The sequence below is a fragment of the Mesorhizobium sp. WSM4841 genome (assembly GCF_055811515.1).
In genome coordinates, this window is sequence record NZ_JBVVQC010000001.1 from 368,891 (window position 1) to 392,780 (window position 23,890).

Here is a 23,890-nt window from a genome sequence, read left to right on the forward strand (position 1 = left end):
CCCCTCATCCGACCGAGCTCCGCTCGGCCACCTTCTCCCGCAAAGGGGAGAAGGGAAGGCCAGGTTCAGCCGCCTGCCTTGACCTTCTCGAACATCTTGGCGAGTTCGTCATTCTGTTTCATCGGCCCGGTGAAGACGGTGGTCTTCAGCATCACTTCCGGATCGGACGGCAGTTGCAGCTTTTCCAGTTCCTCCTTCGGCACCGCGGCGAAGGCCGAGCTGATTGAGCTGCCGTAACCATAGGCCTGAATCAGGTATTTTCCCGAATCCGTCTCCAGCCGGCTGTTGATGAAATCATAGGCGAGGTCGACATTCTTGGCGTCCTTGAGCATGACGAAGCCGCACGCCCAGGTCAGCATGCCTTCCTTAGGCTTCATGAACTCGACGGGTACACCCTGCTTCTTCAGCGAGGTGGCCGACGCGTTCCAGGTCATGGCGGCGACCAACTGGCCACTCGCCAGCGCCTGTTCGACCGAAGTCATGTCGGTGGTGTAGTTGGAGAGCAGCGGGCGCTGCTCGCGCAGTTTTTCAGCCACCTTTTCCATCTGTTCCGGCGTCATGTCGAACGGATTGACGCCGGCGAGAAGCGCCGCCACCACCGGCGTATCGTGGACGGCGTCGATCGTCGCCATGCGCCCGGCATATTGCTTGTCCCACAAAAGGTTCCAGCTCGGTTCCGGGTTCTTCACCAGATCGGTGCGGTAGAGGATCGAGGTGTTGCCCCAATCCCACGGCACCATCCAGACCTTGCCGTCGCCGGCCTGCAGGTCGGGCAGGTTCTTGAAGACTGGGAAGATCGAATCCCAATTCTTGATGCGCTTGGTGTCGATCGGCTGCAGCAGGCCTTCCTTGTTCCAGCGCGCCACCTTGTCGTAGCAGGGATGCGCGACATCCGGGCGGAAACCGGCCTTGACCTTGGTGAAGGCGTCATCGTCGTCGCCGAACATCGAGGCCTCGACGCCATCGGGGTGTGCGGCGAGGAAGCTCTTGTTGAAGTCGGGCAGTTCGTAGCCCGACCAGGTGAAATATTGCAGCTTGTCGGCCGCAAGCGCGACGGTCGACGAAAGCGCCAGCGCGAAGGCTGCCAATCCGGCTTGGACTGTCTTGCGATTAATCGATTTCAGGTCGAATGCCATTGCAGTTCTCCTCTTTCGGTTTCTTCTGGTTTGGACAGGTTGGCGGGCACCGGCCGCTGGGCGGCGGCAAGCCCGCGATGGCGCAGGATTTCGGCAATTGCCGCGATGACGAAGGACACGGCCAGGATGGCCGTGCCCAGCGCCATGACGGTCGGCAGCGATTTCGGGAAACGCAGCTGGCTCCAAATGTAGAGCGGCAAGGTCGGCTCGGTGCCGGCGAGGAAGAAGGCGACGATGAACTCGTCGAAGGAGGTCAGGAAGGCCAGCATGAACGCTGATACAATGGCGGGCAGGCTGAGCGGCAGCATGACCCGCCTGAATGTCGTCCAGTCGGACGCGCCGAGATCGAGTGCCGCCTCGTGGATGGTCTTGGGGATAGCGGCGAAGCGGCTTTTCATGATCACCACCGTCGTCGGCAGCGCCACCAATATGTGGCCGAGCACGATGGCCGTGCGTGACGGTCCGAAGCCAATGAGGTTGACCAGGATCAGCAGCGAGATGCCGACGATGACGCCGGGGATCAGGATCGGCAGCCGCGCAATGGCGCTGATCGTGAAGGCAAGCGGCGAACGGCCGAAGAGATCCATGTAGGACACGGTGATGCCGCAGAGCGTGGCACCGGCGGCGGCAATTGCACCGATGACGAGGCTGTTGGCAAGGGCGCCGGACAGCGCCGAATTGCCGGACAGCGTCTTGTACCATTCAAACGTGAAGTCTTGCAGCGGAAACGCCGCCTGGATCGAATCGTTGAAGGAGAAAAGCGGGATCAGCAATACCGGCAAATACAGAAATACCAAGTAGACAAGGACGTAGGCGCCGAGCCAACTCCCACCTTTCTTAGCGTCTTTCCGCGCCGCGCTCATGTCCGGCTGCCAAATCTGCGGTCGGCGGAACGCACGACCAGCACCACGGCAAGGATGACCAGCATGACGGCAACGGCGAGTGCTGCGCCGAACGGCCAGTCATTTGCCTTGCCGAACTGGGCCTGGATCAGCGAGCCGATCATGGTGCTGGCAGGGCCGCCGACCAGCGCGGGGGTGACATAGTCGCCGACCGTCGGCACGAAGACGACGAGAGCCGCCGCCAACACGCCCGGCATCGAGTTCGGCAGCACGACGCGGCGGAAGCTGGTGAACGGTCTGGCGCCGAGATCGGAAGCGGCTTCGAGCAGCGATTTCGGGATCGTGTCCAGCGCCACATAGATGGGCAGGATCGCGAACGGCGCATAGGCGTGAGCCAGCGTGACGATGACGGCGGCCGGCGTGTTGAGAAACGCCAGTGTCGGTTCGGACCAGATGCCGCTTTCGACGAGCGCCGAGTTCAGCACGCCATTGTAGGCAAGCACGATCTTCCAGGCGAAGACGCGCAAGAGATAGCTGGTCCAGAACGGCAGCGTCACCAGAAACAGCAGCAGCCCGCGCCGCCGTCCGGCATGGAAGGCCAGGTAGTAGGCGACGGGATAGGCGGTGACGACCGTGGCCAGCGTCACCAGGCCGGCAATGGCCAGCGAGCGCAGTGTTACCGTCCAGTACAGCGGGTCGGATGCCACGGTGATGAAATTCGCAAAAGTGAAACCGGCGCCCAGCAGCGAACCGTCATTGCCGCGAAGGGCGAGGAAAACCACGAGGCCGAGGGCAAACAGGATTAGGAAGAAGGTGACCAGCCCGCCCGGCAGCAGCATGGCCAACCGGAAACCCGTCGAGGACCTGGACTCCGGCAGCGGCTGCCTTGCAACGATGGTCGACATCGGGGTTGCCCATCGAAATTTGAAATCACTCAAGAATTTTTCAGAATCATGAAACTGTCAAGCTGATTCCTGCATCGGCATAAAATCAGCGCTCGAATGCATCCAGCATACGATACCAGGCGATCGTCGCGGCGACGCCGACCTGCCGAAAGGCATGCAACGGGATCGGCCGGATCGGCGAGACCGGGAACGGCAATTGCCTGGCGTCGCCGCTCGCCAGATAGCCGGCAATGCGCTCGCCAAGCGCGGTCATCAGGCCGACGCCACGGCCCTGGCAGCCGACCACGGCCATCAGGCCCTGCTCGGGCTCGTGGATATGCGGGAGGTGATCCGGCGTCATCGCCACCCGGCCAAACCAGCGCTTTTGGATGGCGACGCCGGATAGCGCCGGATAGAGCCGGAGCAGCGCGCGCTCGAGATGCGCCCAATTACTTTCGCTGGTCGGCAGCGCCATCCGGCCGCGCCCGCCGAGCACCAGCCGCCCGTCGGCACTCTTGCGGTAATAAACGAGGATGCGGCGTGAGTCCGATACTGCTTGCCCTTCCGGTAGAATCCCGGCCGCCAGATCGGGCGGCAGCGGTGCTGTCGCGATCTGGAAGGAGTGCAGCGGAACGATCGTCTCGGCGAGACCGGGGAGCAGGTCGCTGGTATAGGCGTTCGTCGCCAGAATGACAGCCTTCGCCTGCAATTCGGCGCCGTCCTCCGTCGAGATGCGCCAAAGGCCGACGTTCTTATCGAGGCGCACCACCTTCTGGTGCTCGGCGATCTTCACGCCCGCGGCCGAGGCGATCCGTGCCAGTTCCGATGTGTAGGCAAGCGGATCAATCACGCCGGCGCGGCGGTCGAGCCAGCCGCCGAGATAGCCCTGCGCGCCAGTCAACGCGGCGATCTCGGTCTGGCTCAGAAGCCGGACATCGGCGCCACGGTTCCGCCACTGCCGGTCCCTGTTCGCCGCCGCCTTCAGCGCCGTCTCGGTGTGCGCTGCCTGGATCCAGCCGTTGCGGACGAACGGCACCGCCAGTTTCTCGTCGCGGATCAATTCGAAGACGGCGTCCGCCGTCGAGGCGACAAAATTGACGAGGATCTCGCCGCGTTCGGGGCCAAAATGCTCCAGCAACCATTCCGGATCATATTTCAGGCCGGGGATGACCTGACCGCCATTCAGGCCCGATGCGCCCTGGCCGATTTCGCCGGCTTCCAGCACCTGCACGGCAAGACCGAACCGGGCTGCATGCAAGGCTGTCGACAGACCGAGAATCCCGCCACCAACGATGACGACATCGGCACGCTGGCCGCCGGGAAAAAGCGACCGGAACGCAGGGGCCGCCGGCGGCTTCTGCCAGATCGGATCGGAAAACGGTAGGGGCAAGGGTCACCTGAATGTACTTCGTCAAATGAAAATCCTAGTGACGATTTCATGATTTTGAAAGAGCGTTTGATCTCGGCATCAGCGGAGTGAAGAGGATGGCGTCCGCCGATGCGAAATGCAGCGCAGGGCTCGACCGCGAGGAACGGGATAGACCTTTGGCGGGAATTTGTTGAAAGTGCCGCCGCCGCTGGTCAGGCTTTTTATGAACCGTTGGTCCGGCAGCGATGACCGTCGCAGCAGAACAAGACAGCAGAGGACCGCAGCCATGACGAACACCACTCTCCTACCCAACGAGGGCCTCTTCATCGGCCGCGCCCGGACAAGCGATACGCCCCATCCGCTGGTGGTCACGGTGCGCGACGGCACGGTGTTCGACATCACGTCGAGCATGGCACCAACCGTGCGCGATGTCTGCGAGGTGCCAGACCCAGCAGGGTACGTCCACGCGGCCGGGGGCGAACCGATCGGATCACTTGATGCGATCGCCGCCAACAGTTTCCAGGCCGCGCGCGATTCGCAAAAACCGTACCTGCTTTCTCCGGTCGATCTGCAGGCGGTCAAGGCGTCGGGCGTCACCTTCGTCGTCAGCCTGCTCGAACGGGTCATCGAGGAGCAGGCGCGTGGCTCCGCCGAGAAGGCGGACGCCATTCGCACCGACATTGCCGGGCTGATCGGCCACGATCTGTCGAAGCTCAAGCCCGGCTCGCCGGAGGCGATGGAGATCAAGGCCAAGCTCATCCAGCGCGGCGCCTGGTCGCAATATCTGGAAGTGGGCATCGGCCCCGATGCCGAGATCTTCACCAAATGCCAACCGATGGCATCGGTCGGCTTCGGCGCCGATGTCGGCCTGCATCCGGTTTCCACCTGGAACAATCCGGAGCCGGAAATCGCCATGATCGCTGCCAGCAGCGGCAAGATCGTCGGCGCGACGCTCGGCAACGACGTCAATCTGCGCGACGTCGAAGGGCGCTCGGCGCTGTTGCTCGGCAAGGCCAAGGACAACAATGCCTCGGCCGCGCTCGGCCCGTTCATCCGGCTGTTCGACGATAACTTTTCCATCGATGACGTGAAGCAGGCCATCGTGCGCCTGAAGGTCGAGGGCGAGGACGGTTTCTCGCTGGAGGGCGCCAGCTCGATGGCCGAGATCAGCCGCTCGCCGGAAGAGCTGGTCGCGGCCGCCATGGGTCCGCATCACCAATATCCGGACGGGCTGGCGCTCTATCTCGGCACCATGTTCGTGCCGTCGAAGGATCGCGGCGAAAAGGGCAAGGGCTTCACGCACAAGGTCGGCGACATCGTCACCATCTCATCGGAGAAATTCGGCGCCTTGGTCAACCGGGTGCGGCTGTCACCCGACTGTCCCCACTGGACCTACGGTGCCAGCCATCTGATGCGCGACCTCGCCAGGGCCGATCTTATCTAGGTTCCCGCCCCGACTGCGACGGAGAGATGTCCCGGCCTGGTGCTCGAATTGAGGATCCGCCTGCCTGGAAAATATCAGCCAAACTGATGTAATCTGATGGGACTGCTGATGGCGCCTTCTCGCGCGCCAACTACCACTGGCAAATGGAGGCTTGCCATATGTCGAAAAAGCGGATGCTCTGATGCATCCAGATCGGCGCTGGCAAGAAATACGATCAGGGTTTGCCGTGATCGTCGTCGGAGGTGGAGGAAGTTTTTCAAAATGGGAGGAAATCAAATGCTGACAAGGCTACGACTATTTGTATTCGGCTTGATCGTGGCGCTGGCCATCCCAGCGGCGGCACAGGCCAAGACCTTCTACTGGATTTCGCATGGCGGCCCGGCCGATCCGGTTTGGACCTACTTCCTCGCCGGCGCCAAGCAATGGGCGACGGACACCGGCAACACCGTCAACACCTCGTTCCACAATGGCGACGTGTCGTCCCAGCAGGAGGCTGTTCGCGCGGCCATCGCTGCAAAGGCCGACGGCATCACCACCACCAGCCCCGACCCGGGCAGCCTTATCGAGCTCGCTAAGGAAGCCCGGGCGGCAAACATCCCGATCATCAACTTCAACACGCCCGATCCGAAGGCGGACTTCAACGCCTATGTCGGCGGCGACAACGTCACCTTCGGCAAGAACTGGGCGCAGTATCTGGTCGACAAGGGCCTGGTGAAGAAGGGCGATTTCGTCTGGATGCCGGTCGAAATCCCGGGCGCCACCTATGGCGTCCAGGAAGAAGAAGGCATCAAGAGCGTCTTCGAGCCGCTCGGCATCACTTATGAAATCACCGAAGCCACGCTCGATCAGGCCGAAGCGATCAACCGCATGGTCGACTACCTCACTGCCAACAGGGCCAAGGTCAAGGCGATCATCGGTCTCGGCGACCTGGTGACCGGCTCGATCAAGCGGGTGTTCGACCAAGCCGGCGTCAAGCCCGGTGAAATCCCGGTCGTCGGCTGGGGCAACTCGCTCGACACCACCCAGGAGGTGCTGACCGGCTACGTCAATGCCGCACAATGGCAGGATCCGCAGGCGACCAGCTATGTGGCGCTTTCGATCGCCAACATGGCCGCCAGCGGCATTCCGCCCGGCTTCGACGTGATCACCGGCGCACTCTACGAAAAGGACACCGCACAGGTCTACGACGACATCCTGTCCGGAAAATAAAACCGCGATCGGGATGGTCGCGGCACGCCTGCCACGATCATCCCCATCATCCCGCTGAGCCTCGAACCGCCTCATGCGGCGCCGGGTTTGGCCAGTCCCAACCATGTCGCGGGTCCAACGTGGAAAACAGCTCCATCATCCAACGCTCGATCGCCAGGCCGGAATTCGGGCCCTTCGTGCTGCTTGTCGTCGAGCTCGCGGTGTTCTGGGGGTTCAACCACGACTTCCTGTCGCCGCAGAACATCAGCAACATACTCGCCTTCACGGTCGAGCTTGGCCTGATTGCGCTGGCGATGACGCTGTTGATGACTTCAGGCGAATTCGACCTCTCGGTCGGATCGCTGTTCGGTTTCTCGCCCGTCTTGATGTGGACGCTCTTCAACAGCGGCCTGACCTCGCTGGAAGCCGGCTTTATCGTGGCCTTGCTGGTTGCCGCCTTCATCGGCCTAGTCAATGGCTGGTTCGTGACGCAACTCAAGATTCCATCCTTCCTGGTGACGCTCGGCATGCTGCTGGTGGTGCGCGGCACCGCTCTGTTCGTCACCAGCGGATTTCCGCAACGCACCTGGAGCGCCGAAGGCAGCTGGCTCGCCGAGGCGCTGGTCGGCGATTTCTTCATCGGGCCGTTCCGCATCTACATGTCGCTGTTCTGGTTCATCGCAGCCGCGATCGCACTCGGTTACGTGCTGACACAGAGCCGGACCGGCAACTGGATCCAAGCGGCCGGCGGCAACCCCAATGCGGCAAGGGCGCGCGGCGTCAATGTCAGCGGCGTCAAGATCGGCCTGTTCATCCTGTCGTCGATCATGGCTTCGCTTGCCGGCGTCATCAGCTCGCTGCGCACCTCGGCGGCCAACCCGAACAGCGGCACCGGCTACGAGCTCGAAGTCATCGCCATGGTGGTGATCGGCGGCACGGCGCTGACCGGCGGACGCGGCACCATCATCGGAACCGTGCTCGGCATCCTGATCCTGCGCGTGATGCGCAACGGCATCGTGCTGATCGGCGTGCCAGGGCTTGCCTACAACATCTTCATCGGCGCGATCATCCTCGGCATGATGGCGCTCCACTCATGGCTGGAACGCCGGCATCAGGCGGGGACTTGAACCATGGCCGAACCGCTTGTCCGCATGGAAAACATCCGCAAGTCCTACGGGCGTGTGCAAGCGCTGGTAGACGCCAATTTCCACGTCAATGAAAGGGAGATCGTCGGCCTGCTCGGCGACAATGGCGCCGGCAAGTCGACGCTGATCAAGGTGCTGTCGGGTGCGGTTCCGCTGACCAGCGGCGACATCTTCATCCGCGGCAAGAAGGTGGACTTCCGCAGCACCAGCGACGCCATCGCCCACGGCATCGAGACGATCTACCAGGACTCGGCACTGGTCACGCAATTGTCGATCGCGCGCAACCTGTTCCTCGGGCGCGAGCCGATCAAGCCGCCGCGTTTCCTCAACCGTATGGACCAGGAGGCGATGAACGTGGTCGCCCGCGATCTGCTCAAGCAGGTCGGCATCTCGAAGAACATCCCGCCGACCACACCGATCGGCTCGCTCTCAGGCGGCGAGCGGCAGGCGGTGGCGATCGCACGCGCCATGCATTTCGACAGCGACCTCATCATCCTCGACGAGCCGACCAACAATCTCGGCGTCGCCGAGACGCAAGGTGTGCTGAGCTTCGTGCGCAGCGCCCGCGATTCCGGCCATTCCTGCATCTTCATTGCCCACAACATCCATCACGTCTTCCAGGTGGTCGACCGCATCGTCGTCATGCGCCGCGGCAAGGTGGTCGCCGACGATATAGACCCGAAGAACACCAGTGTCGCCGAGGTCGAACGGATCATCACCGGCATGTCCGACAAGGAGATCCGCGACGCCATCGTCCAGGGGAAGCAATCGCAGGGCTGAGTGGCCAGTTGGAAGCCGGGTTGGCCGTATCTCTGGTACAGGATCACATCGGCTCCTATGACTGCGACAATGAAAGCCACCGTTGCGGACATCGCCAGAAGCTGCGGGCTGTCGACCGCAACGGTCGACCGGGTGTTGAACAACCGGCCAGGCGCCAGCGCCGCGAACCGGCAGCGGGTGATGGAGGCGGCCAAGCAGCTTGGCTATTTGCCGGTCGTGGATCAGGTCGTGTTGCCCTCGCGGCCGGCGCATCTCGAGTTCTTCCTGCCGATCGGCTCCAATGCCTTCATGATGGATCTGGCAAATCATATCGAGGATTATGCGGCACGCCTGCCGCTTGTCGCCTCCTGCCGCATCCACAAGCTCGCCGGGATCTCGCCGAGCGCGTTGCAGGCGGCCGTCGAAAACCTCTCGCTCAAGGCAAACGGCGTCGGCGTCATCGCGATCGATCATCCGAGAACGCGCAACATCCTGCGCGAGATCGTCGAGGCCGGCATCCGCCTGGTCACGCTGGTGTCGGACGTTCCGGGCGCACCGCGATCGGCCTATGTCGGCATCGACAACCGTGTCGCCGGGCGCACCGCAGCCCTTTTGATGGGACGTTTCCTGGGCGGGCGCACGGGCCATCTGGCGATGGTCGTCGGCTCACGCTCCTATCGCGGACATGAGGAACGCGAAATGGGCTTTCGTTCCGTGCTCAGCGAGGAGTTCCCCAATTTGACCGTGACCAGCGCCGTCGAGATCAACGACGAGCCTGATATCAGCTATACGGCAACGATGAAGGCGCTGCACAACGAGCCGGAACTGCTCGGCATCTATTGCGTCGGCGCCGGACGTTCTGGTGTGGCGAAAGCGCTGCTGGAAGCCAAGCCGCAAAGGAAGCCGGTGTTCATTTGTCACGACCTGACGAGGGCGACACGCGGCTATCTCGTCGACGATCTGCTCGATGTCGTCATCGACCAGAATGCACGACTGATCGCCGAGCAATCGGTCATTCGCCTGCTCGGCTCGATCGCTTCCTCGGCGCCCTATCTGACGCGGAAATTCATCGAGCCACGCCTTATCTTCAAGGAAAACGTGCCGGTCCAGTGACGCCGCGCTTCCAGACCGACATCGCGAATTTTGAGACGACGCCGCAAGTCTGCACACCAGCTATGCAACTTTTGTTGTTGCCGAATCATTAAGCAACCCATATATGTTGCGTGTCGGCCATCTACTCCTCCCAGATGTGATGCCGACGCTGAGTGCGGCGCACCTCCTCCCGTGCCGCATTCGACATCAAGCCCGCTGCCACCTCCTCCCGGCAGCGGGCTTTTTTTGTTCCGGCTCCGGTTGGGCAAAGGCTGGGGTCATGACTATCACCGGACATGATTGTCGGTCCGCGCGCCGAATGACCATTTAGCGGCGATCATCACCGGCTTGTTCGGGCCGTTGACTAAACGGACCGCCAGAATGCCAGCCCCGGTCGGGTCGGGAATGCTGGCGGCATCGTCGTCACTTTCGCCATCAATGCAGTGAAGACTTACCGGCCGACCCTGGCTGATCCTGCAGCAGACCGCCGCGTTCTTCGTCATTCGGTTTATTCAATCTGCGCTCCCGTTCAGCAGTCTGAGCACGAATGACAGCTGTCACCAGGGTTGATTGCCCGACAGCATGTTCGCCCGCAAAGGTGCGAGCGGTAGGGCATGTTGCAGCCGCGATCAGCGGATCCGTCGGAATCCCGTCACACTTGTCACTCTCACCAATTCGTTGTCGGTCCTATCCTGCCTCACCAACAAGCAACAGGTAGCAAATGGTGCGGCGACAGACCGGCAAAGGAGAAGCGCGATGACGGCACGTCCGAACGGACAAAAGAGCATTCGGCGGCGCGGCTCGCAATGAACACGCTACCGATCGTTTCGCCGCTGGCGAGACTATCTGGCCCTGAAAGAGCTGATCAAACCTTCCGCCATGCGGACAAATTGCGCGCTGGGGCCTTCGGCTCCGACGCTTTGAAGGCTGACACGGGCGCCTTCAAGCAGCAGCGACAATGTATCGGCGAGCAGCTCCGGCTGCCCGATGCCGGCATCCCGGCACAGGCCGACCAGACGGTCGCGCTGGGCCTGCTTGAGTTCCTTGATCACACGCCTCGCCGGATGGTCGGTTTCGCTCAATTCGATGGCGGCGTTCGCCATATCGCAACCGCGACCGTCCATCATCAGGCAATCGGCCGCCATCCGAACCCAGGCGTGCAGTTGCGCAAGCTTGTCGCCCGGATGCTCGGCCTCGAACTTTTGCCACATCGCGTTGGCGCTGCATGCGGTCGCCCGCAGGCACTCGATGACCAGATCGTCTTTGGACTCGAAATGACGGTAGAGCGTCATCTTGTTGGTACCTGCGGCCTCAGTGATCGCGTCGACGCCGACGCCCTTGATGCCATGCTTGTGGAACATATCCCGTGCCGTCTCCAGGATGCGATCCCGGGGGCGGATGCGTTCCGCAGTGCCGTCTTCCATCAAAACCTCCTTGGTTTCCGGGATTTCCGAAAAATCCCTCGGTACACCTCTTGACTAGGGTGTTACCGGTCTGTAACTTCTAGATGTTACTTACTGGTAACACCCCCATTGCCTCGTGTCAATCTCGCAGGCGCCTGTGAACAGCCTCCGCCGAATCGGCCCAGGCATGAAACTGCGCCCCAGGCGACTTTGGCCGCGAACAGGAAGACCACCCGATCTGCGGCGTACGTCGCAGATCGCCAAGCCAGGAGCCGCTACGATGTCGCAGCGCAAAGATTTGACGATCGACGAAGTTGTGAAGGATCCGATGATCCGGATGCTGATGCAGGCCGACCGTGTCGACCCGCGCTCTTTCGAGACGATGCTGCGTACCCTTGCGGATGCGCAAGGCCGCAGCCGCAAGGCGCCGCCTCGTTTCCTGGAGGATTCCGGGCAAAGCCGCAGCCGGCGGCTGTCCAGGCTGGCCAAGGCCTTTGGCCAGGCGAGAGCATCGGGCGAGGCGTGCGTGTCATGGTAAATTTCTTCATCCACCGTCCGATCTTCGCATCGTCGATCGCCATCATCATGGTGCTCGCCGGGGCGATCTGCTATTTCCTGCTGCCTGTCTCGCAGTTTCCCGATATCACGCCGCCTCAGGTCGTGGTCAGCGCCAACTATCCTGGCGCCAGTGCGCAAGTCGTGGCCGACACCGTCACGACGCCGCTTGAACAGCAGATCAACGGCGTTCAAGGCATGACCTATATGTCGTCGTCGAGCTCCAATGACGGCTCGTCGACGATCACCGTTACCTTCGAGGTCGGCTATCCCCTGAGCACCGCCGCTGTCGATGTCCAGAATCGCGTCTCACAGGCGGCGTCCTCGCTGCCGGCCATCGTCAACCAGGGCGGCGTGACGATCAAGAAGCAGAACCCGAACTTCGTCCTGATCGTCAATCTCACCTCGCCCGACGGCTCCGTCGATCCGGTCGCGCTCAGCAACCTCGCCTACCTGCAAGTGGTCGACCCGCTGAAGCGCCTGCCCGGCGTCGGCGACGTGCAGATCTTCGGCGAGCGGCGCTATTCGATGCGCGTATGGCTCGATCCCGACAAGCTCGCCAATCTCGGCATCACCGCCGTCGATGTCCAAAACGCCATCGCCGAGCAGAATGTCCAAGTCGCGGCCGGCAAGATCGGACAGTCACCGGCGCCGGCCGGCACCGCTTTCGAAATGCAGGTCAACGCCGTCGGCCGACTGAGCGATCCCAAGGAATTCGGCGACATCATCGTGCGCGCCGATGCCGCGAACGGTTCGCTTGTGCGGTTGCGCGACGTTGCGCGCATCGAACTCGGCGCCCTGCAATATTCGTCGTCGGCGTTCTTCGGCGAGGACCCGACCGTGGTGCTCGCGGTCTACCAGATGCCGGGCTCGAACGCGCTCGATCTGCAGCAGCGCGTCAAGGACAAGATGCAGGAACTGTCGGCCCGCTTCCCGAAGGGCGTCAGCTACGCCATGCACTACGATACGACACGTTTCGTTTCGGCGTCGATGCAGGACGTGCTGGTCACGCTCGGCGAGGCGCTGGTCCTGGTCGTCGCGGTGGTGTTCATATTCCTGCAGAGCTGGCGCACCACGATCATCCCGACGATTGCGATTCCCGTGTCGCTGGTGGCCACGCTCGTCGTCATGTACATGTTCGGCTTCTCGCTGAACATGCTCAGCCTGCTCGGCATGGTGCTGGCGATCGGCCTCGTCGTCGATGACGCGATCGTCGTCGTCGAGAATGTCGAGCGCCAGCTGGAGGCCGGCCTCAAACCGCTGGCTGCCACGCGCGCGGCGATGGCCGAGGTCACCGGCCCGATCATCGCCACGACCGCCGTGCTGATGGCCGTGTTCGTGCCGGTCGCCTTCATACCCGGCGTTTCCGGCCGGCTCTACAACCAGTTTGCGCTGACGGTGGCGATCTCCTTCGGCATCTCCGCCTTCGTCTCGCTGACGCTCACCCCGGCGCTCAGCGCCGCCTTCCTGCGCCACCGCCCGGCAACGCAGTTCGTGCTGTTCCGCTGGTTCAACACGGGCTTCGACCTGATATCGCATGCCTATGCCCATGGTGTGCGCTTCCTCATTCGCCTGCGCTGGATCATGCTCGGCATATTCGCGGCCGGGCTTGTCGCCACCTATTTCGTCTGGCAGCGCCTGCCCTCGACCTTCCTTCCGGTCGAGGACCAGGGCTATTTCTTCGTGGTCATCCAGTTGCCGGATGGGGCATCGCTGGAACGCACCGACGCGGTGGCGCGGAAGGCGCGCGATATCCTGCAGAACACGCCCGGTGTCGACATCGTCGGCTCGATCAGCGGCTTGAACTTCCTCACAAGTGCCGCCCAGTCGAACTCGGCGGTGGAATTCGCCATCCTGAAACCATGGGACGAACGCGGCCCTGACCAGAGCGCCTCGAAGCTCGTCGCCGACGTGCGCTCGAAGCTCATGGAACTTCCGGAAGCGTTCGCGCTGAGCTTCGATCCGCCTTCGATCCCGGGCATCGGCACGACCGGCGGTTTTGAGTTCCAGGTGGAGGACCTGACCGGTCGCGGCAGCGCTGCGCTCAACGACGCGACGCAAGCGGTGCTCGCCGAAGCGCGCAAGCAGCCCGAGCTCAACCCGCAGCAACTGTTCTCGTCGTTCTCGACCTCGACGCCGCAGTTCAACTACGACCTCGACCGCAATAAGGCGAAGCTGCTCGGCCTCAGCCTGCCTGACGTGTTCAACACGCTGCAGATCTATCTCGGCTCGCTCTATGTGAACGACTTCAACCTGTTCGGCCGCACCTTCAGGGTGACGATCCAGGCCGACAAGGATGCGCGTGCGGGTGCCGCCGACATCTCGCGGCTCTATGTGCGCAATGCCTCAGGCGGCATGGTGCCGTTGAGCACGCTCGGCAAGCTGGTGCCTATCGTCGGCCCGGAAACCGTTCCGCATTACAACAACAATGCGTCGGCCCTGATCAACGGCGGTGCCGCACCCGGCTTCTCCTCGGGCCAGGCGGTCGCGGCGATGGAACGTGCCGCTGCCACGGCACTGCCGAAGGATTTCGGCTACGAATGGACAGGGATCACCTATCAGGAGCTCAAGGCCGGATCGATCGCCTCGATTGTCTTCGGTCTCGCCATGGTCTTCGTCTTCCTGATCCTCGCTGCCCAATATGAGAGCTGGGCCATGCCTTTCATGGTCCTGCTCGCGGTGCCGCTTGCCCTGTTCGGTGCGTTTGTCGCCCTGTTGATGCGCGGCATGCAGATCGACGTCTATTCGCAGATCGGCTTCGTCATGCTGATCGGGCTGGCGGCGAAGAACGCCATTCTGATCGTCGAGTTTGCCCGGCGCCGGCGCGAGGAAGGCCTCAGCATCGTCGACGCCGCAATGGAAGCGGCGCGCCTGCGGCTGCGGCCTATTCTGATGACCGCTTTCGCGTTCATCCTCGGTGTGCTGCCGCTGATGTTCTCGACAGGTGCTGGCGCAGCGAGCCGCCAGTCGATCGGCACCACCGTCTTTGGCGGCATGGTCGCAGCGACGATCCTGTCGCTGGTGTTCGTGCCGGTCTTCTATGCGGTTATCGAGCAGCTGCGCGAGCGTGGCAGCAAGAGCGAACCCGTTGCCGAACCGACTGAACCGACTGCCGAACCCGCTTTCGAGCGATTGGCCGAAGCGGCCGAATAGGATTGGAGAATTGATCATGCGTAAATGGAAAATTGCGTTGGGAGCAGCCGTCGCCGTTGGGGCGATCTCGGTGGCGAGCGTTCACTTGCTCGACATGGGCGATTTCGGCCTTAATGCCGGTACGGCAGGGGCGGCAACACCTGAACCCGCGGCGGCGTTTGTCATGCCGGTGCCGGTGGTGAGCGTCGTCAGGAAAACGATCCCGATCTATCTCGACTATGCCGCCCGCACCGAGCCGATCCGCAGCATCACGCTGCAGGCGCGCGTGCCGGGGTATCTGCAGGAGCAGGTCGCGCCCGACGGCAGCGATGTCAAGAAGGGCGACCTTCTCTACAAGATCGCTCCAGAGGATTTCCAGGCTGCCCTTGAACAGGCGAAGGCTCAGGTCCAGCGCGACGAAGCAACGCTCGACTATGCCCGTTCCAGCCTTGGTCGCGGCACCGAGCTGGCCAAGAGCGGATACATCGCCAAGGATGCGTTCGACCAGCGCACCAGCAGCTTGCGTGAGGCCCAGGCCTCGCTCGCCGTCAACCAGGCGGCGGTGCGGACCGCCGAGCTCAATCTGAGCTATTCGGAAATCAAGGCGCCGTTCGCCGGGCGCGTCGGCCGCAACCAAGCCTCGGTCGGAACGTTGGTCAGCGTCGCCGGTACGGTGCTCAACACGCTGGTGCAGCTCGACCCGATCTATGTCACCTTCAATCCGAGCGAAACGGATCTGGTGCAGATCGAGGAAGCCCGCGCGGCGGGGCCCATCGATGTCGACGTCCTGCTTCCCGGCGATACCGAGCCGCGCCAGAGAGGTCAGCTCACCTTCATCGACAACACGGTCGATCGTTCGACCGGCACCATCACTGCACGGGCGACGATCGGCAACGCCAAGTTCACGCTGCTGCCGGGCCAATATGTTCGTGTGAGATTGCACATCAAGCAGCAGCCCGATGCACTGATGGTGCCGCAGACGGCGTTGGGATCGAGCCAGCTCGGCAAGTACCTCTACGTCGTCGGCAAGGACAACACTGTCGACCAGCGCATCGTTTCGCTCGGGCCGACCAATGGCGATCTGGTGGCCATCTCGAGCGGCGTATCGGAAGGCGACCAGGTGATAACAGGCAATCTGCAGAAGATCGGCCCGGGAATGCCAGTCTCGCCGCTGCCACAGAAACCGGCCACCTGATACCCCCCCATCAGGCCCGGTCCAGCGGCGCCCTCGGCATAGCCGGGGGCGCCGTTTTGCTGAGCAGTTCGACAAGGCCGGCGATATCGGCGCGATCGGCCTTGGCCGGCGGTATGAAGGCGCAATAGGGATGGCCGAGCCGGACCGAGACCGACGACAGCGCGATCAGCCGGCCCTCTTCCAGATCGGCGCGGGCCATGATCCTCTGGCCAAGGGCTATTCCGAGACCCAGCCGGGCCGAGGTGATCGCCAGGCTAGACAGTCCGACGCGCCGCCCATGCGACGGGTCAGGCGAGCGGCTGCCGCCTGACGCCGAAAACCAGTCCGCCCATGTCGGATGCGAGACATAGTTCGGACCCCAGTTGGTATGGATGAACATGCTCTCGTGCACATCCGACAGGCTGGAGGCACCGTCGCCGTATCTCTGCCAAAAGTCCGGCGCGCAGACCGGCAGGACATCGTCATGGACGAGACGGACGAGCCGCAGGCCGGGATAGTGATAGTCGCCATAGCTGATGCGAAGATCGATGTTCTGGCGCACCAGGTCGACGGGATCGTCTTCGACCCTAACGTCGATCGCCATTTGCGGGAAAGCGTCGAGAAGCACGGCCAGCCTCGGCGCCAGCCACAATTCGGCCAGCGAGAACGGCACGCTGACGGCGAGACGGGTTTTTAGGCTGCCATCCAGCATGCGCCGCCCGATCGCCGCGATGTCGCCCAGGGCGCGCGCCGTCTGCGGATAGATCGCATGACCGGCGTCGGTCAGCGCGATGCGGTTGCCGCTGCGCACGAACAACTGCTTGCCGAACCAGGTCTCGAGATTGCGGATCTGCTGGCTGACCGCCGCCGAGGAGACGCCGAGTTCGGTGGCGGCCAAGGTGAAGCTGCCGGTGCGCGCCGCGACCCCGAAGGCCTTGATCGCGTTCAGCGGGGGGAGCCGTTCCATCGAGTCTTCCATAAGTTTTTCCTGCGGAAGACTAATAATTTTCGCCATTGAGAGAAAGATTTTTTTGCCGTCTTCTGTGTCCAAACCTTGGAGCATGAGACGATGAAAGATATTCTCGATCTGGACCGGTACCCGCTCGACCGTGAAGGCAGCGCCGAGTGGAAGCGCCTCGTGAAGACCTCGATTGCGGCGCTGGAGGCCGACGGCATGTTCAATCTCGAAGGTTTTTTGCGGCCCGGCGTAGCCGAACGGGCGGTGCAGGAAATCCAGCCCGTCATGGCGACGCGCTCGCACGTGCACAAGCGGATGCACAACATCTACTTCAAGCCTGATATCCCGGAGCTCGCTCCGGACCATCCTGCGCTGCGCAAGGTCGAGACCATCAGCCATACGGTCTGCGCCGACCAAATTCCTGACAGCCTCGTGCTCGCCATTTACGAATACGAACCGCTGCTGCGCTTCCTGGCGGCGGCGATGGGCAAGACGCGACTGCATGTCATGCAGGACCCGCTGGCGCGCACCAATGTGATGGCCTATCGCGCCGGCGAGGCGCTGAACTGGCATTTCGATCGCTCGGAATTCACCACGACCCTGTTGTTGCAGGCAGCGCAACGCGGCGGCGATCTCGAATACCGCACCGATCTCCGCTCGGACGACAATCCCAACTACGACGGCGTCGCCAGGCTGCTCGAAGGACGCGACCCCGAGGCAAGGATACTGCGCATGATGCCGGGCACGCTGAACGTCTTCCGCGGCAAGAACACCGCGCATCGCGTGACCACTGTCGAAGGCGAATACGACCGCATGATCGCGGTGTTCTCCTACTACGAGAAGTCAGGCGTGATGTTCAGCGACGAGGAGCGCATCGGCTTCTACGGCCGGGCCGCCTGAGGCCGAAGGCGCCGACATTCTGCCTGGAATCGCGAGTTCACAAATAGGGCCTTGTTAGATTGTCGACAATCTGCTTGTCTTGATTTCGGTTCTTTGTGGAGTGACCGAATGGGGAAGCAGGATTTCAGCCCAATCGCGGATACGACAAGACGCGCCGAGATCGTGGCGCTGCTTCGGCGCGCGATCCTGACCGGCCAGCTGGAACCCGGGCAGAAGCTCAACGAACTCAGGATTGCTGAGCAGATGCGGGTGAGCCGCGCGCCGCTGCGCGAAGCGATGCGCGAATTGGTGCAGGAAGGCATCCTGACCAGCATTCCCTACGCCGGAACTTTCGTCATCGACGTAACCGCCAAGGACATCGATGACGCCTATTCGCTTAACAAGGTGCTGGATGAGTTCGCCATCGAACTGACCTGGCCGTTGCGCGACCAGCGCTTCTTCGACGAGCTCGACCGGCGCCACGAGGCGGTAAAGCAGGCGACGCGCGACCGCGACACCACAAGGCAGATCGAAACGGCCCTGCAACTGCATGGGCTGATCCATGAGTGGGCCGACAATTCGGTTCTGCTCGAGACCTGGCAGCGGCTGACCAGCCGGCTGCAGATGTATTTTGCCCTCCACCAGCGGGCGCGCAAAGAGCCGGTGCCTGCCGAAGACATCCACGAGACCTATGTGCAACTGCTGAAGGGCGCCGACATGGGCGCAGCCCAGCGCCACGCCCGCGAGCATATCGACCTCGATTTCGAAGAACTGCTCGCCTATGCGCGCAGCCTCGAACAGCGCGACTCCAAGGGCGCCAAGGCCGATCGCGCTGGCCCGACGCGCAACCGACCAGACGGCAGCTGAGCCGACAGAGGCCGCCAATTGGCGGTTCGCCGCGACATCACAGACAACGGACAGAGAACGTGCAGATCAAAACCATCAAGGCCTATCATGTCGTGCAACCCTTCGTGGACGGGCCCTACCGTATGTCGAAAGGGCGTGTCTCCGACGCGTTCGACGCGGTGATCGTCGCCATCACCTCCGACAGCGGTCTCACCGGCTGGGGCGAGATGGCGCCGCTCGGCAATTTCTACTCGCCGGCATTCGCGGCCGGCGTTCGCGCCGGCGTCATCGAAATTGCACCGCATCTGCTCGGCCACGATCCTCGCGCGATGGCCAGTATCGGCAGGCTGATGGACACGGTGTTCAAGGGCCACCCCTACATCAAGTCGGCGCTGGACATGGCATGTTCGGATCTCGCGGCACGCGCCGCCGACGTGCCGCTGGTCACTCTGCTCGGCGGGCGCGAGAGCGAGACGGCGGAGCTCTACAAGGTCGTCACCCATGGCACGGTCGATGCGATGGCCGCACTGGCCAAGCGCATCGTCAATGACGGGTTCCACCGGCTGCAGGTAAAGGTCGGCGGCAACGTCCATGACGATATCGAGCGCGTCACCGCGGTCGCCGCTTCGGTGCCGAAGGGCACGGTGATCTTCTGCGACGCCAATGCCGGCTGGACGCACTATCAGGCGCGCCAGTTCACTGACGCGACGCGCGCCATCGACTACACATTCGAGCAGCCCTGCACCACGATCGACGAATGCATGTCGGTGCGCCGCTCGCTCGACAAGCCGATGGTGCTCGACGAATCCGTCGCCTCGCTGGACGACATGCTCGACATCCACCGCAAAGGCGCGGCCGACGGGCTGACGCTGAAAATCTCGCGGCTTGGCGGCGTGACCAAGACGCGGCAGATCCGCGACCTTGCCGTCGATCTTGGTTTCATGATCACCGTCGAGGACACCGGCGGCGCCGAGATCGACACATCAGCCATGGCGCATCTGTCACTGTCGACGCCGGAGGAGCGCCGGCTGCACGCCATTGCCTTCCACGAATGGGTGACGGTGCGCACCGCATCGAACAAGCCGCCGGTTTCGGGAAACCGAATGGGCGTTCCGGACGGGCCGGGCCTCGGCATCGACGTTGTTCCCGACCTGCTTGGCGCGCCCTTCTTCGAGGTCGGCAGCTGAGATACTGGCGTGCGCCGAGCATGCCGCTGGCGCTATCTGTTGCGCGGCTTCGTCGCTAGCGATTGGCGCAGCGGCAGCTGAACGGCCATGGAACAACTTATCGCCGCACTTGCTCGCTTGCGAGAAGCGATGTCTCGGTCATCGCCGTCTGCATTCTAGACTAAAGATCACGCCTTCTTCTCTGCTCCCTAGCTGACCGCGCAGCCAAGTCGCATGCCAAGGGCGCACAAATTGAAATCACAGAATGTTGGGGGACGGCTGCCGAATTGCAGGTTGAAATATTTTTCATTTGGAAATAGGAATGTTCAAAATGATGACTTCGACGCTGCGGCGCGTCAGGAACTGGAGGAAGCGACATGGCCCATCCGCAATTTGCAGCGGAACTTTTGCAGCGCGCTGAAAAGCAGGGACCGATCACCATCGGGCTTGCCGGTGCCGGGCAGATGGGCACCGACATCGTCGTCCAGGTGGCGCTGATGCCGGGCATGCGGATCGGCGCCATTTCCGAGGTCAGGCCCCAGGCGGCGATCGACGCAGCGCTGCTCGCCGGCCACGACCGCTCGGATATCGTGCAGGCCGGCAATGCAGCGGCGATCGACCGCGCCATCGAGGCCGGCAAGATCGCGGTGACCGAAGACCTGCATGCGCTGGCGTCCGCCGGCCGCATCGACGTCATCATCGACGCGACAGGCAATCCCAATATCGGCACGCTGTTTGCACTCGAAGTGATGAAGAACGGCAAGCACATCGTCATGCTCAATGTCGAGGCCGACATCACCATCGGCCGCTTCCTCAAGGAAGAGGCGCGCAAGGCCGGCGTCGTCTATACGGGTGCCGCCGGCGACGAGCCGGCCTGCACGCTGGAGATCATCGGCTTTGCCAAGAGCCTCGGCTTCAACATCATCGCCGCCGGCAAGGGCAAGAACAATCCGCTGAAGATCGACGCCATGCCGGCCGACTACGAGAAGGAGGCGGCCGAGCGCAACATGAATGCGCGCATGCTGGTCGAATTCGTCGACGGCTCGAAGACGGCGATCGAGATGGTGGCGATCGCCAACGCCACCGGCCTGGTGCCCGACGTGCCCGGCATGCACGGCCCGACCGCGACTCTGGAGGAGCTCGCCGGCGTGCTCTGCCCGCGCGAGGATGGCGGCGTGCTGCACCGCAAGGGCGTGGTCGACTATTCGATCGGCAAGGGCGTGGCGCCCGGCGTGTTTTGCATCATCGAGACCAGGCATCCACGGGTGCTGGAGCGCATGATCGACCTCAAGGTCGGCAAGGGGCCGTATTTCACGATCTTCCGCCCCTACCACCTGACCAGCCTGGAAGTGCCGCTGTCGGCGGCGCGCGCCGTGGTCTACAAGCGCGCCGACATGGAGCCGCTCGACCATCCAGTCGCCGAGGCGGTGGCGGTTGCCAAGAGCGACCTTGGCCTTGGCCAGTCGCTGGGCATGATCGGCGAGAACGACTATCGCGGCTTCGCCATGACCTGGGAAGACGCACGCGCCCGTGGCGCCCTGCCGCTCGGCCTCGCCGAACGCGCCAAGGTGGTCAAACCGGTCAAGACAGGCGATTTCCTCACCTATGAAAATTGTGTACCCGACGATTCGATGGTGATAACCCAGATCCGCCGTCGTCTCGACCAGTCGGACGGACGGTTCGTTACGAACGCCGCCTAAATCCGCTGGATTTCCGCCTGATGGACGATGTCGTAATCGGGATCGACGCCTCGACCACGGCCGTGAAAGCGATTGCCTTCACGCGCGACGGCAAGGAGCTGTTCCAGGCGCGCGAAGCCTATCCGCTTTCAAATCCCAAGCCCGGCCATTTCGAGCAGGATGCCGAACATTGGTGGACCGCGCTGCTCGGCGCCTTGAAGCAGGTCACTGAGGCGGTTGGCGCTGCGCGGGTGGCGGCGATCTCCATCGCCCACCAGCGCGAGACCTTTACGCTGATTGATCATGCCGGCAAGCCGCTTATTCCCGCGATCCTGTGGCTGGACGAGCGCGCCCGTCCGCAAGTCATCAGGCTTTCAGCTGAACTCGGCCGCGAGGCGATCCGCGACTGGAGCGGCAAGCCGCCGGACCCGACGCCCGCGCTCTATGCGATCGCCTGGCTTGCCGAACACCAGCCGCAAGCGCTCGACGACGCAGCCGCACTTGTCGACGTGCACGGCTTCTTCGTCCACCGGCTGACCGGAAGTCTAGTCACCAGCACGGCAAGTGCGGATCCGCTCGGGCTGCTCGACATCAAGAATGGCACTTGGCACCCTGAGCTCGTCGAGGCCGCAGGACTGCGGCCGGACCAGTTGCCGCAACTGGTCGCGCCCGGCGCGATCTGCGGCAGGCTTAGTGAAAGCGTGGCCAGGCTGACCGGCCTGAAGCCCGGCACGCCTGTTGTCGCCGGCGCCGGCGCCGGCCAGGCGATGGGACTCGGCATGGGCGTCTATGGCGAAGGCAAAAGCTATCTTTCGCTCGGTTCAGGCGTCGTCAGCGGCTGTTATTCCCATGGGATGGCGACGTCGGACGCGTTTCGAACGCTGGTCTCGCCCACCGGCTCGGGGTTCATGCTGGAGACCGTGCTGCGCTCCGGCATGCAACTGGTCGACTGGATCGTTCGCACCACCGGCTCGCCGTCGGCCGCAGCGCTGGAGAAGGCGGCGGTGGACGTTGCCGCCGGCAGCGAGGGACTGCTTGTCATGCCGTATTGGGCCGGCGTCATGAGCCCCTATTGGGACGGCGCGGCGCGCGGCGCCATTGTCGGCCTGTCGCTCGACCATGAGCCGAAGCACCTTTTTCGAGCGGTTCTGGAAGGCATCGCCTTCGAGCAGGCCATCGCCAGCGAGGCAATGGAAACTCAAGCCGGCGGCAAACCGGCGGCGATGATCGCCGCCGGCGGCGGCACCAATTCGGTGCTGCTGATGCGGATCATGGCAAGCGTGCTCGAGCGGCCGCTCTCCGTCTCACCGGTCAACGAAGCCGCAGCACTCGGCGCCGCCATGCTGGCGGCTTCGGCCGTCGGATGGTTTGCCTCGCCCGAAACGGCGGCCGAGGCTATGGCCGTGCCGCCGACCAGGCACGTCGACCCCGTCGGCGATCTGGTCTCCGGTTACCGCACGCGCAAGGCGATCTACCGCGACCTCTATCAGGCGACGCGCGCTATCCACGTGCGGCTCGGCAACGCGACGGCGTGAATTCACGACCTAGACGTCTGGCGTCTTTGATTTTGCGTCTTGTCCAGCCAATGTTAGATTCCAATGCTCGATTCCGGGGGCATTGGATTGCTCATGAAGACGGCGTTTCATCATGCGGCCTTGTCTTGGATTGTCGCCGTTGCGGCAATTCCAATGTCCTCGCTCGCGGAGAACGGGCCCGCGGCCGAGGCGCCGCTCGAGGTTGCGCTCGACATCGATGATGATGGGCAGATGGATCGGGCCGTAATGGTGCAGGATCCCGACAGTGGGCAAGCGGACCTTTACATCTATCTGGCTGCCGGCGATGAAAAGCTCGATCCTTCGCGCAAGCCGGCTTTCATCAAGAGGGCGCTTACGGAGGGCCGAGTTCTTGAGCTCGAAAGCAAGCGCAAAGGATCGCTGAGCGTCACCTCCTGTTTCGGCTGCGGAGCCAACAAATCATGGGCGGAGACCCTCATGGTCGTCCATCGCGGCGGCAAATTCCTGGTCGCCGGCTATAGCCGGTACTGGGACTGGAACGTCCAGACGTCCGATGGCGACGTGGAAACAACGCTGGGCAGTTGCGACATCAACTATCTCACCGGCAAAGGCATCGCCTCGCAAGGACTGGATGACGGCAGACCGATCGAAGGAGAATTCAAGCCAGTGGCTCTCGCCGACTGGTCATATGACAGCCGCCCCAAGCCCTGTGAATTTTGAGCTGC

The 23,890-nt window shown here is 62.9% G+C and carries 21 protein-coding genes; 14 read left to right on the forward strand and 7 right to left on the reverse strand.

The features are described 5' to 3' along the window. Nucleotides 1–65: 65 nt before the first annotated feature. The 4 genes from AC0L14_RS01785 to AC0L14_RS01800 all read right to left on the reverse strand — a co-directional run bounded on the left by AC0L14_RS01785 (nt 66) and on the right by AC0L14_RS01800 (nt 4,252). Complete coding sequence (locus AC0L14_RS01785) at nt 66–1,136, reverse strand: ABC transporter substrate-binding protein (protein WP_473748483.1); 1,071 nt, start codon at nt 1,134–1,136, stop codon at nt 66–68. Continuing rightward, nucleotides 1,121–1,999 (reverse strand): ABC transporter permease, encoded by an 879-nt coding sequence (locus AC0L14_RS01790; RefSeq protein WP_473748484.1) that lies wholly within the window; start codon nt 1,997–1,999, stop codon nt 1,121–1,123. The genes AC0L14_RS01785 and AC0L14_RS01790 overlap by 16 nt, the downstream gene beginning before the upstream one ends. Further along, nucleotides 1,996–2,883: an ABC transporter permease gene (locus AC0L14_RS01795; protein WP_236369936.1), complete on the reverse strand. Its 888-nt coding sequence runs from the start codon at nt 2,881–2,883 to the stop codon at nt 1,996–1,998. The genes AC0L14_RS01790 and AC0L14_RS01795 overlap by 4 nt, the downstream gene beginning before the upstream one ends. Nucleotides 2,884–2,968: 85 nt before the next feature. Next, nucleotides 2,969–4,252 carry an NAD(P)/FAD-dependent oxidoreductase gene (locus AC0L14_RS01800; protein ID WP_473748485.1) on the reverse strand — a complete coding sequence of 428 codons (1,284 nt, stop codon included), beginning with the start codon at nt 4,250–4,252 and terminating at the stop codon, nt 2,969–2,971. 265 nt (nt 4,253–4,517) lie between these two features. Here AC0L14_RS01800 and AC0L14_RS01805 point away from each other — a divergent pair, with 265 nt between their 5' ends. The 5 genes from AC0L14_RS01805 (at nt 4,518) to AC0L14_RS01825 (ending at nt 9,880) form a co-directional block, all read left to right on the forward strand. Further along, complete coding sequence (locus AC0L14_RS01805) at nt 4,518–5,675, forward strand: fumarylacetoacetate hydrolase family protein (RefSeq protein ID WP_473488269.1); 1,158 nt, start codon at nt 4,518–4,520, stop codon at nt 5,673–5,675. 276 nt (nt 5,676–5,951) lie between these two features. Next, nucleotides 5,952–6,884 (forward strand): substrate-binding domain-containing protein, encoded by a 933-nt coding sequence (locus AC0L14_RS01810; protein WP_473488270.1) that lies wholly within the window; start codon nt 5,952–5,954, stop codon nt 6,882–6,884. 119 nt (nt 6,885–7,003) lie between these two features. Next, a complete protein-coding gene (locus tag AC0L14_RS01815; RefSeq protein ID WP_123146974.1) occupies nt 7,004–7,990 on the forward strand; it encodes an ABC transporter permease in 987 nt (328 codons plus the stop codon). A 3-nt stretch (nt 7,991–7,993) separates the two neighbouring features. Then, a complete protein-coding gene (locus AC0L14_RS01820) occupies nt 7,994–8,788 on the forward strand; it encodes an ATP-binding cassette domain-containing protein (protein ID WP_254025385.1) in 795 nt (264 codons plus the stop codon). Nucleotides 8,789–8,857: 69 nt separating this feature from the next. After that, on the forward strand, nt 8,858–9,880 hold the full coding sequence (locus AC0L14_RS01825) for a LacI family DNA-binding transcriptional regulator (protein WP_473488272.1): 1,023 nt from the start codon (nt 8,858–8,860) through the stop codon (nt 9,878–9,880). A gap of 266 nt (nt 9,881–10,146) precedes the next feature. Here AC0L14_RS01825 and AC0L14_RS01830 read toward each other — a convergent pair whose 3' ends face one another. Both AC0L14_RS01830 and AC0L14_RS01835 read right to left on the reverse strand, forming a co-directional pair. Continuing rightward, a complete protein-coding gene (locus tag AC0L14_RS01830) occupies nt 10,147–10,362 on the reverse strand; it encodes a hypothetical protein (protein WP_473488273.1) in 216 nt (71 codons plus the stop codon). 339 nt (nt 10,363–10,701) lie between these two features. Next, entirely contained in the window at nt 10,702–11,283 is a 582-nt protein-coding gene (locus tag AC0L14_RS01835; protein ID WP_123146972.1) for a TetR/AcrR family transcriptional regulator, read from the reverse strand. Nucleotides 11,284–11,542: 259 nt separating this feature from the next. Here AC0L14_RS01835 and AC0L14_RS01840 point away from each other — a divergent pair, with 259 nt between their 5' ends. The 3 genes from AC0L14_RS01840 to AC0L14_RS01850 are packed head-to-tail and all read left to right on the forward strand — an operon-like array spanning nt 11,543 to nt 16,144. Beyond that, nucleotides 11,543–11,800 (forward strand): hypothetical protein, encoded by a 258-nt coding sequence (locus AC0L14_RS01840; RefSeq protein WP_287245229.1) that lies wholly within the window; start codon nt 11,543–11,545, stop codon nt 11,798–11,800. Next, nucleotides 11,794–14,970 (forward strand): efflux RND transporter permease subunit, encoded by a 3,177-nt coding sequence (locus AC0L14_RS01845; RefSeq protein ID WP_473488274.1) that lies wholly within the window; start codon nt 11,794–11,796, stop codon nt 14,968–14,970. Before AC0L14_RS01840 ends, AC0L14_RS01845 begins: the two co-directional genes overlap by 7 nt. Nucleotides 14,971–14,986: 16 nt before the next feature. Then, the gene (locus tag AC0L14_RS01850) at nt 14,987–16,144 is read left to right on the forward strand and encodes an efflux RND transporter periplasmic adaptor subunit (RefSeq protein ID WP_473488275.1); all 1,158 of its coding nucleotides are present in this window, start codon (nt 14,987–14,989) and stop codon (nt 16,142–16,144) included. Nucleotides 16,145–16,154: 10 nt separating this feature from the next. Here the strand turns inward: AC0L14_RS01850 and AC0L14_RS01855 are convergent, their stop codons facing one another. After that, nucleotides 16,155–17,090 carry a LysR substrate-binding domain-containing protein gene (locus AC0L14_RS01855; RefSeq protein WP_473748487.1) on the reverse strand — a complete coding sequence of 312 codons (936 nt, stop codon included), beginning with the start codon at nt 17,088–17,090 and terminating at the stop codon, nt 16,155–16,157. Nucleotides 17,091–17,192: 102 nt separating this feature from the next. On the opposite strand from AC0L14_RS01855, the gene AC0L14_RS01860 reads away from it, so the two are divergent. From AC0L14_RS01860 to AC0L14_RS01885, 6 genes are all read left to right on the forward strand, one after another. After that, complete coding sequence (locus tag AC0L14_RS01860) at nt 17,193–17,981, forward strand: HalD/BesD family halogenase (RefSeq protein WP_473488277.1); 789 nt, start codon at nt 17,193–17,195, stop codon at nt 17,979–17,981. A gap of 108 nt (nt 17,982–18,089) precedes the next feature. Then, nucleotides 18,090–18,827, forward strand: coding sequence for a GntR family transcriptional regulator (locus AC0L14_RS01865; RefSeq protein ID WP_473488278.1), 738 nt, complete (start codon nt 18,090–18,092; stop codon nt 18,825–18,827). Between the two features lie 59 nt (nt 18,828–18,886). After that, nucleotides 18,887–19,993 carry a mandelate racemase/muconate lactonizing enzyme family protein gene (locus tag AC0L14_RS01870; RefSeq protein WP_473748488.1) on the forward strand — a complete coding sequence of 369 codons (1,107 nt, stop codon included), beginning with the start codon at nt 18,887–18,889 and terminating at the stop codon, nt 19,991–19,993. A gap of 356 nt (nt 19,994–20,349) precedes the next feature. Continuing rightward, complete coding sequence (locus AC0L14_RS01875; RefSeq protein WP_473488280.1) at nt 20,350–21,672, forward strand: NAD(P)H-dependent oxidoreductase; 1,323 nt, start codon at nt 20,350–20,352, stop codon at nt 21,670–21,672. Nucleotides 21,673–21,692: 20 nt separating this feature from the next. Beyond that, nucleotides 21,693–23,186 (forward strand): xylulokinase, encoded by a 1,494-nt coding sequence (locus AC0L14_RS01880; protein ID WP_473748489.1) that lies wholly within the window; start codon nt 21,693–21,695, stop codon nt 23,184–23,186. A 153-nt stretch (nt 23,187–23,339) separates the two neighbouring features. Then, nucleotides 23,340–23,885: a hypothetical protein gene (locus AC0L14_RS01885; protein WP_473748490.1), complete on the forward strand. Its 546-nt coding sequence runs from the start codon at nt 23,340–23,342 to the stop codon at nt 23,883–23,885. Nucleotides 23,886–23,890: the final 5 nt, after the last annotated feature.

Bases quoted from the DNA above. Each gene is read 5' to 3' on its own strand.
- AC0L14_RS01785 (WP_473748483.1), bottom strand. From the start codon at position 1,136: ATGGCATTCGACCTGAAATCGATTAATCGCAAGACAGTCCAAGCCGGA.
- AC0L14_RS01790 (WP_473748484.1), bottom strand. From the start codon at position 1,999: ATGAGCGCGGCGCGGAAAGACGCTAAGAAAGGTGGGAGTTGGCTCGGC.
- AC0L14_RS01795 (WP_236369936.1), bottom strand. From the start codon at position 2,883: ATGTCGACCATCGTTGCAAGGCAGCCGCTGCCGGAGTCCAGGTCCTCG.
- AC0L14_RS01805 (WP_473488269.1), top strand. From the start codon at position 4,518: ATGACGAACACCACTCTCCTACCCAACGAGGGCCTCTTCATCGGCCGC.
- AC0L14_RS01810 (WP_473488270.1), top strand. From the start codon at position 5,952: ATGCTGACAAGGCTACGACTATTTGTATTCGGCTTGATCGTGGCGCTG.
- AC0L14_RS01820 (WP_254025385.1), top strand. From the start codon at position 7,994: ATGGCCGAACCGCTTGTCCGCATGGAAAACATCCGCAAGTCCTACGGG.
- AC0L14_RS01825 (WP_473488272.1), top strand. From the start codon at position 8,858: ATGAAAGCCACCGTTGCGGACATCGCCAGAAGCTGCGGGCTGTCGACC.
- AC0L14_RS01830 (WP_473488273.1), bottom strand. From the start codon at position 10,362: ATGACGAAGAACGCGGCGGTCTGCTGCAGGATCAGCCAGGGTCGGCCG.
- AC0L14_RS01835 (WP_123146972.1), bottom strand. From the start codon at position 11,283: ATGGAAGACGGCACTGCGGAACGCATCCGCCCCCGGGATCGCATCCTG.
- AC0L14_RS01840 (WP_287245229.1), top strand. From the start codon at position 11,543: ATGTCGCAGCGCAAAGATTTGACGATCGACGAAGTTGTGAAGGATCCG.
- AC0L14_RS01845 (WP_473488274.1), top strand. From the start codon at position 11,794: ATGGTAAATTTCTTCATCCACCGTCCGATCTTCGCATCGTCGATCGCC.
- AC0L14_RS01850 (WP_473488275.1), top strand. From the start codon at position 14,987: ATGCGTAAATGGAAAATTGCGTTGGGAGCAGCCGTCGCCGTTGGGGCG.
- AC0L14_RS01855 (WP_473748487.1), bottom strand. From the start codon at position 17,090: ATGGAACGGCTCCCCCCGCTGAACGCGATCAAGGCCTTCGGGGTCGCG.
- AC0L14_RS01860 (WP_473488277.1), top strand. From the start codon at position 17,193: ATGAAAGATATTCTCGATCTGGACCGGTACCCGCTCGACCGTGAAGGC.
- AC0L14_RS01865 (WP_473488278.1), top strand. From the start codon at position 18,090: ATGGGGAAGCAGGATTTCAGCCCAATCGCGGATACGACAAGACGCGCC.
- AC0L14_RS01875 (WP_473488280.1), top strand. From the start codon at position 20,350: ATGGCCCATCCGCAATTTGCAGCGGAACTTTTGCAGCGCGCTGAAAAG.
- AC0L14_RS01880 (WP_473748489.1), top strand. From the start codon at position 21,693: ATGGACGATGTCGTAATCGGGATCGACGCCTCGACCACGGCCGTGAAA.
- AC0L14_RS01885 (WP_473748490.1), top strand. From the start codon at position 23,340: ATGTCCTCGCTCGCGGAGAACGGGCCCGCGGCCGAGGCGCCGCTCGAG.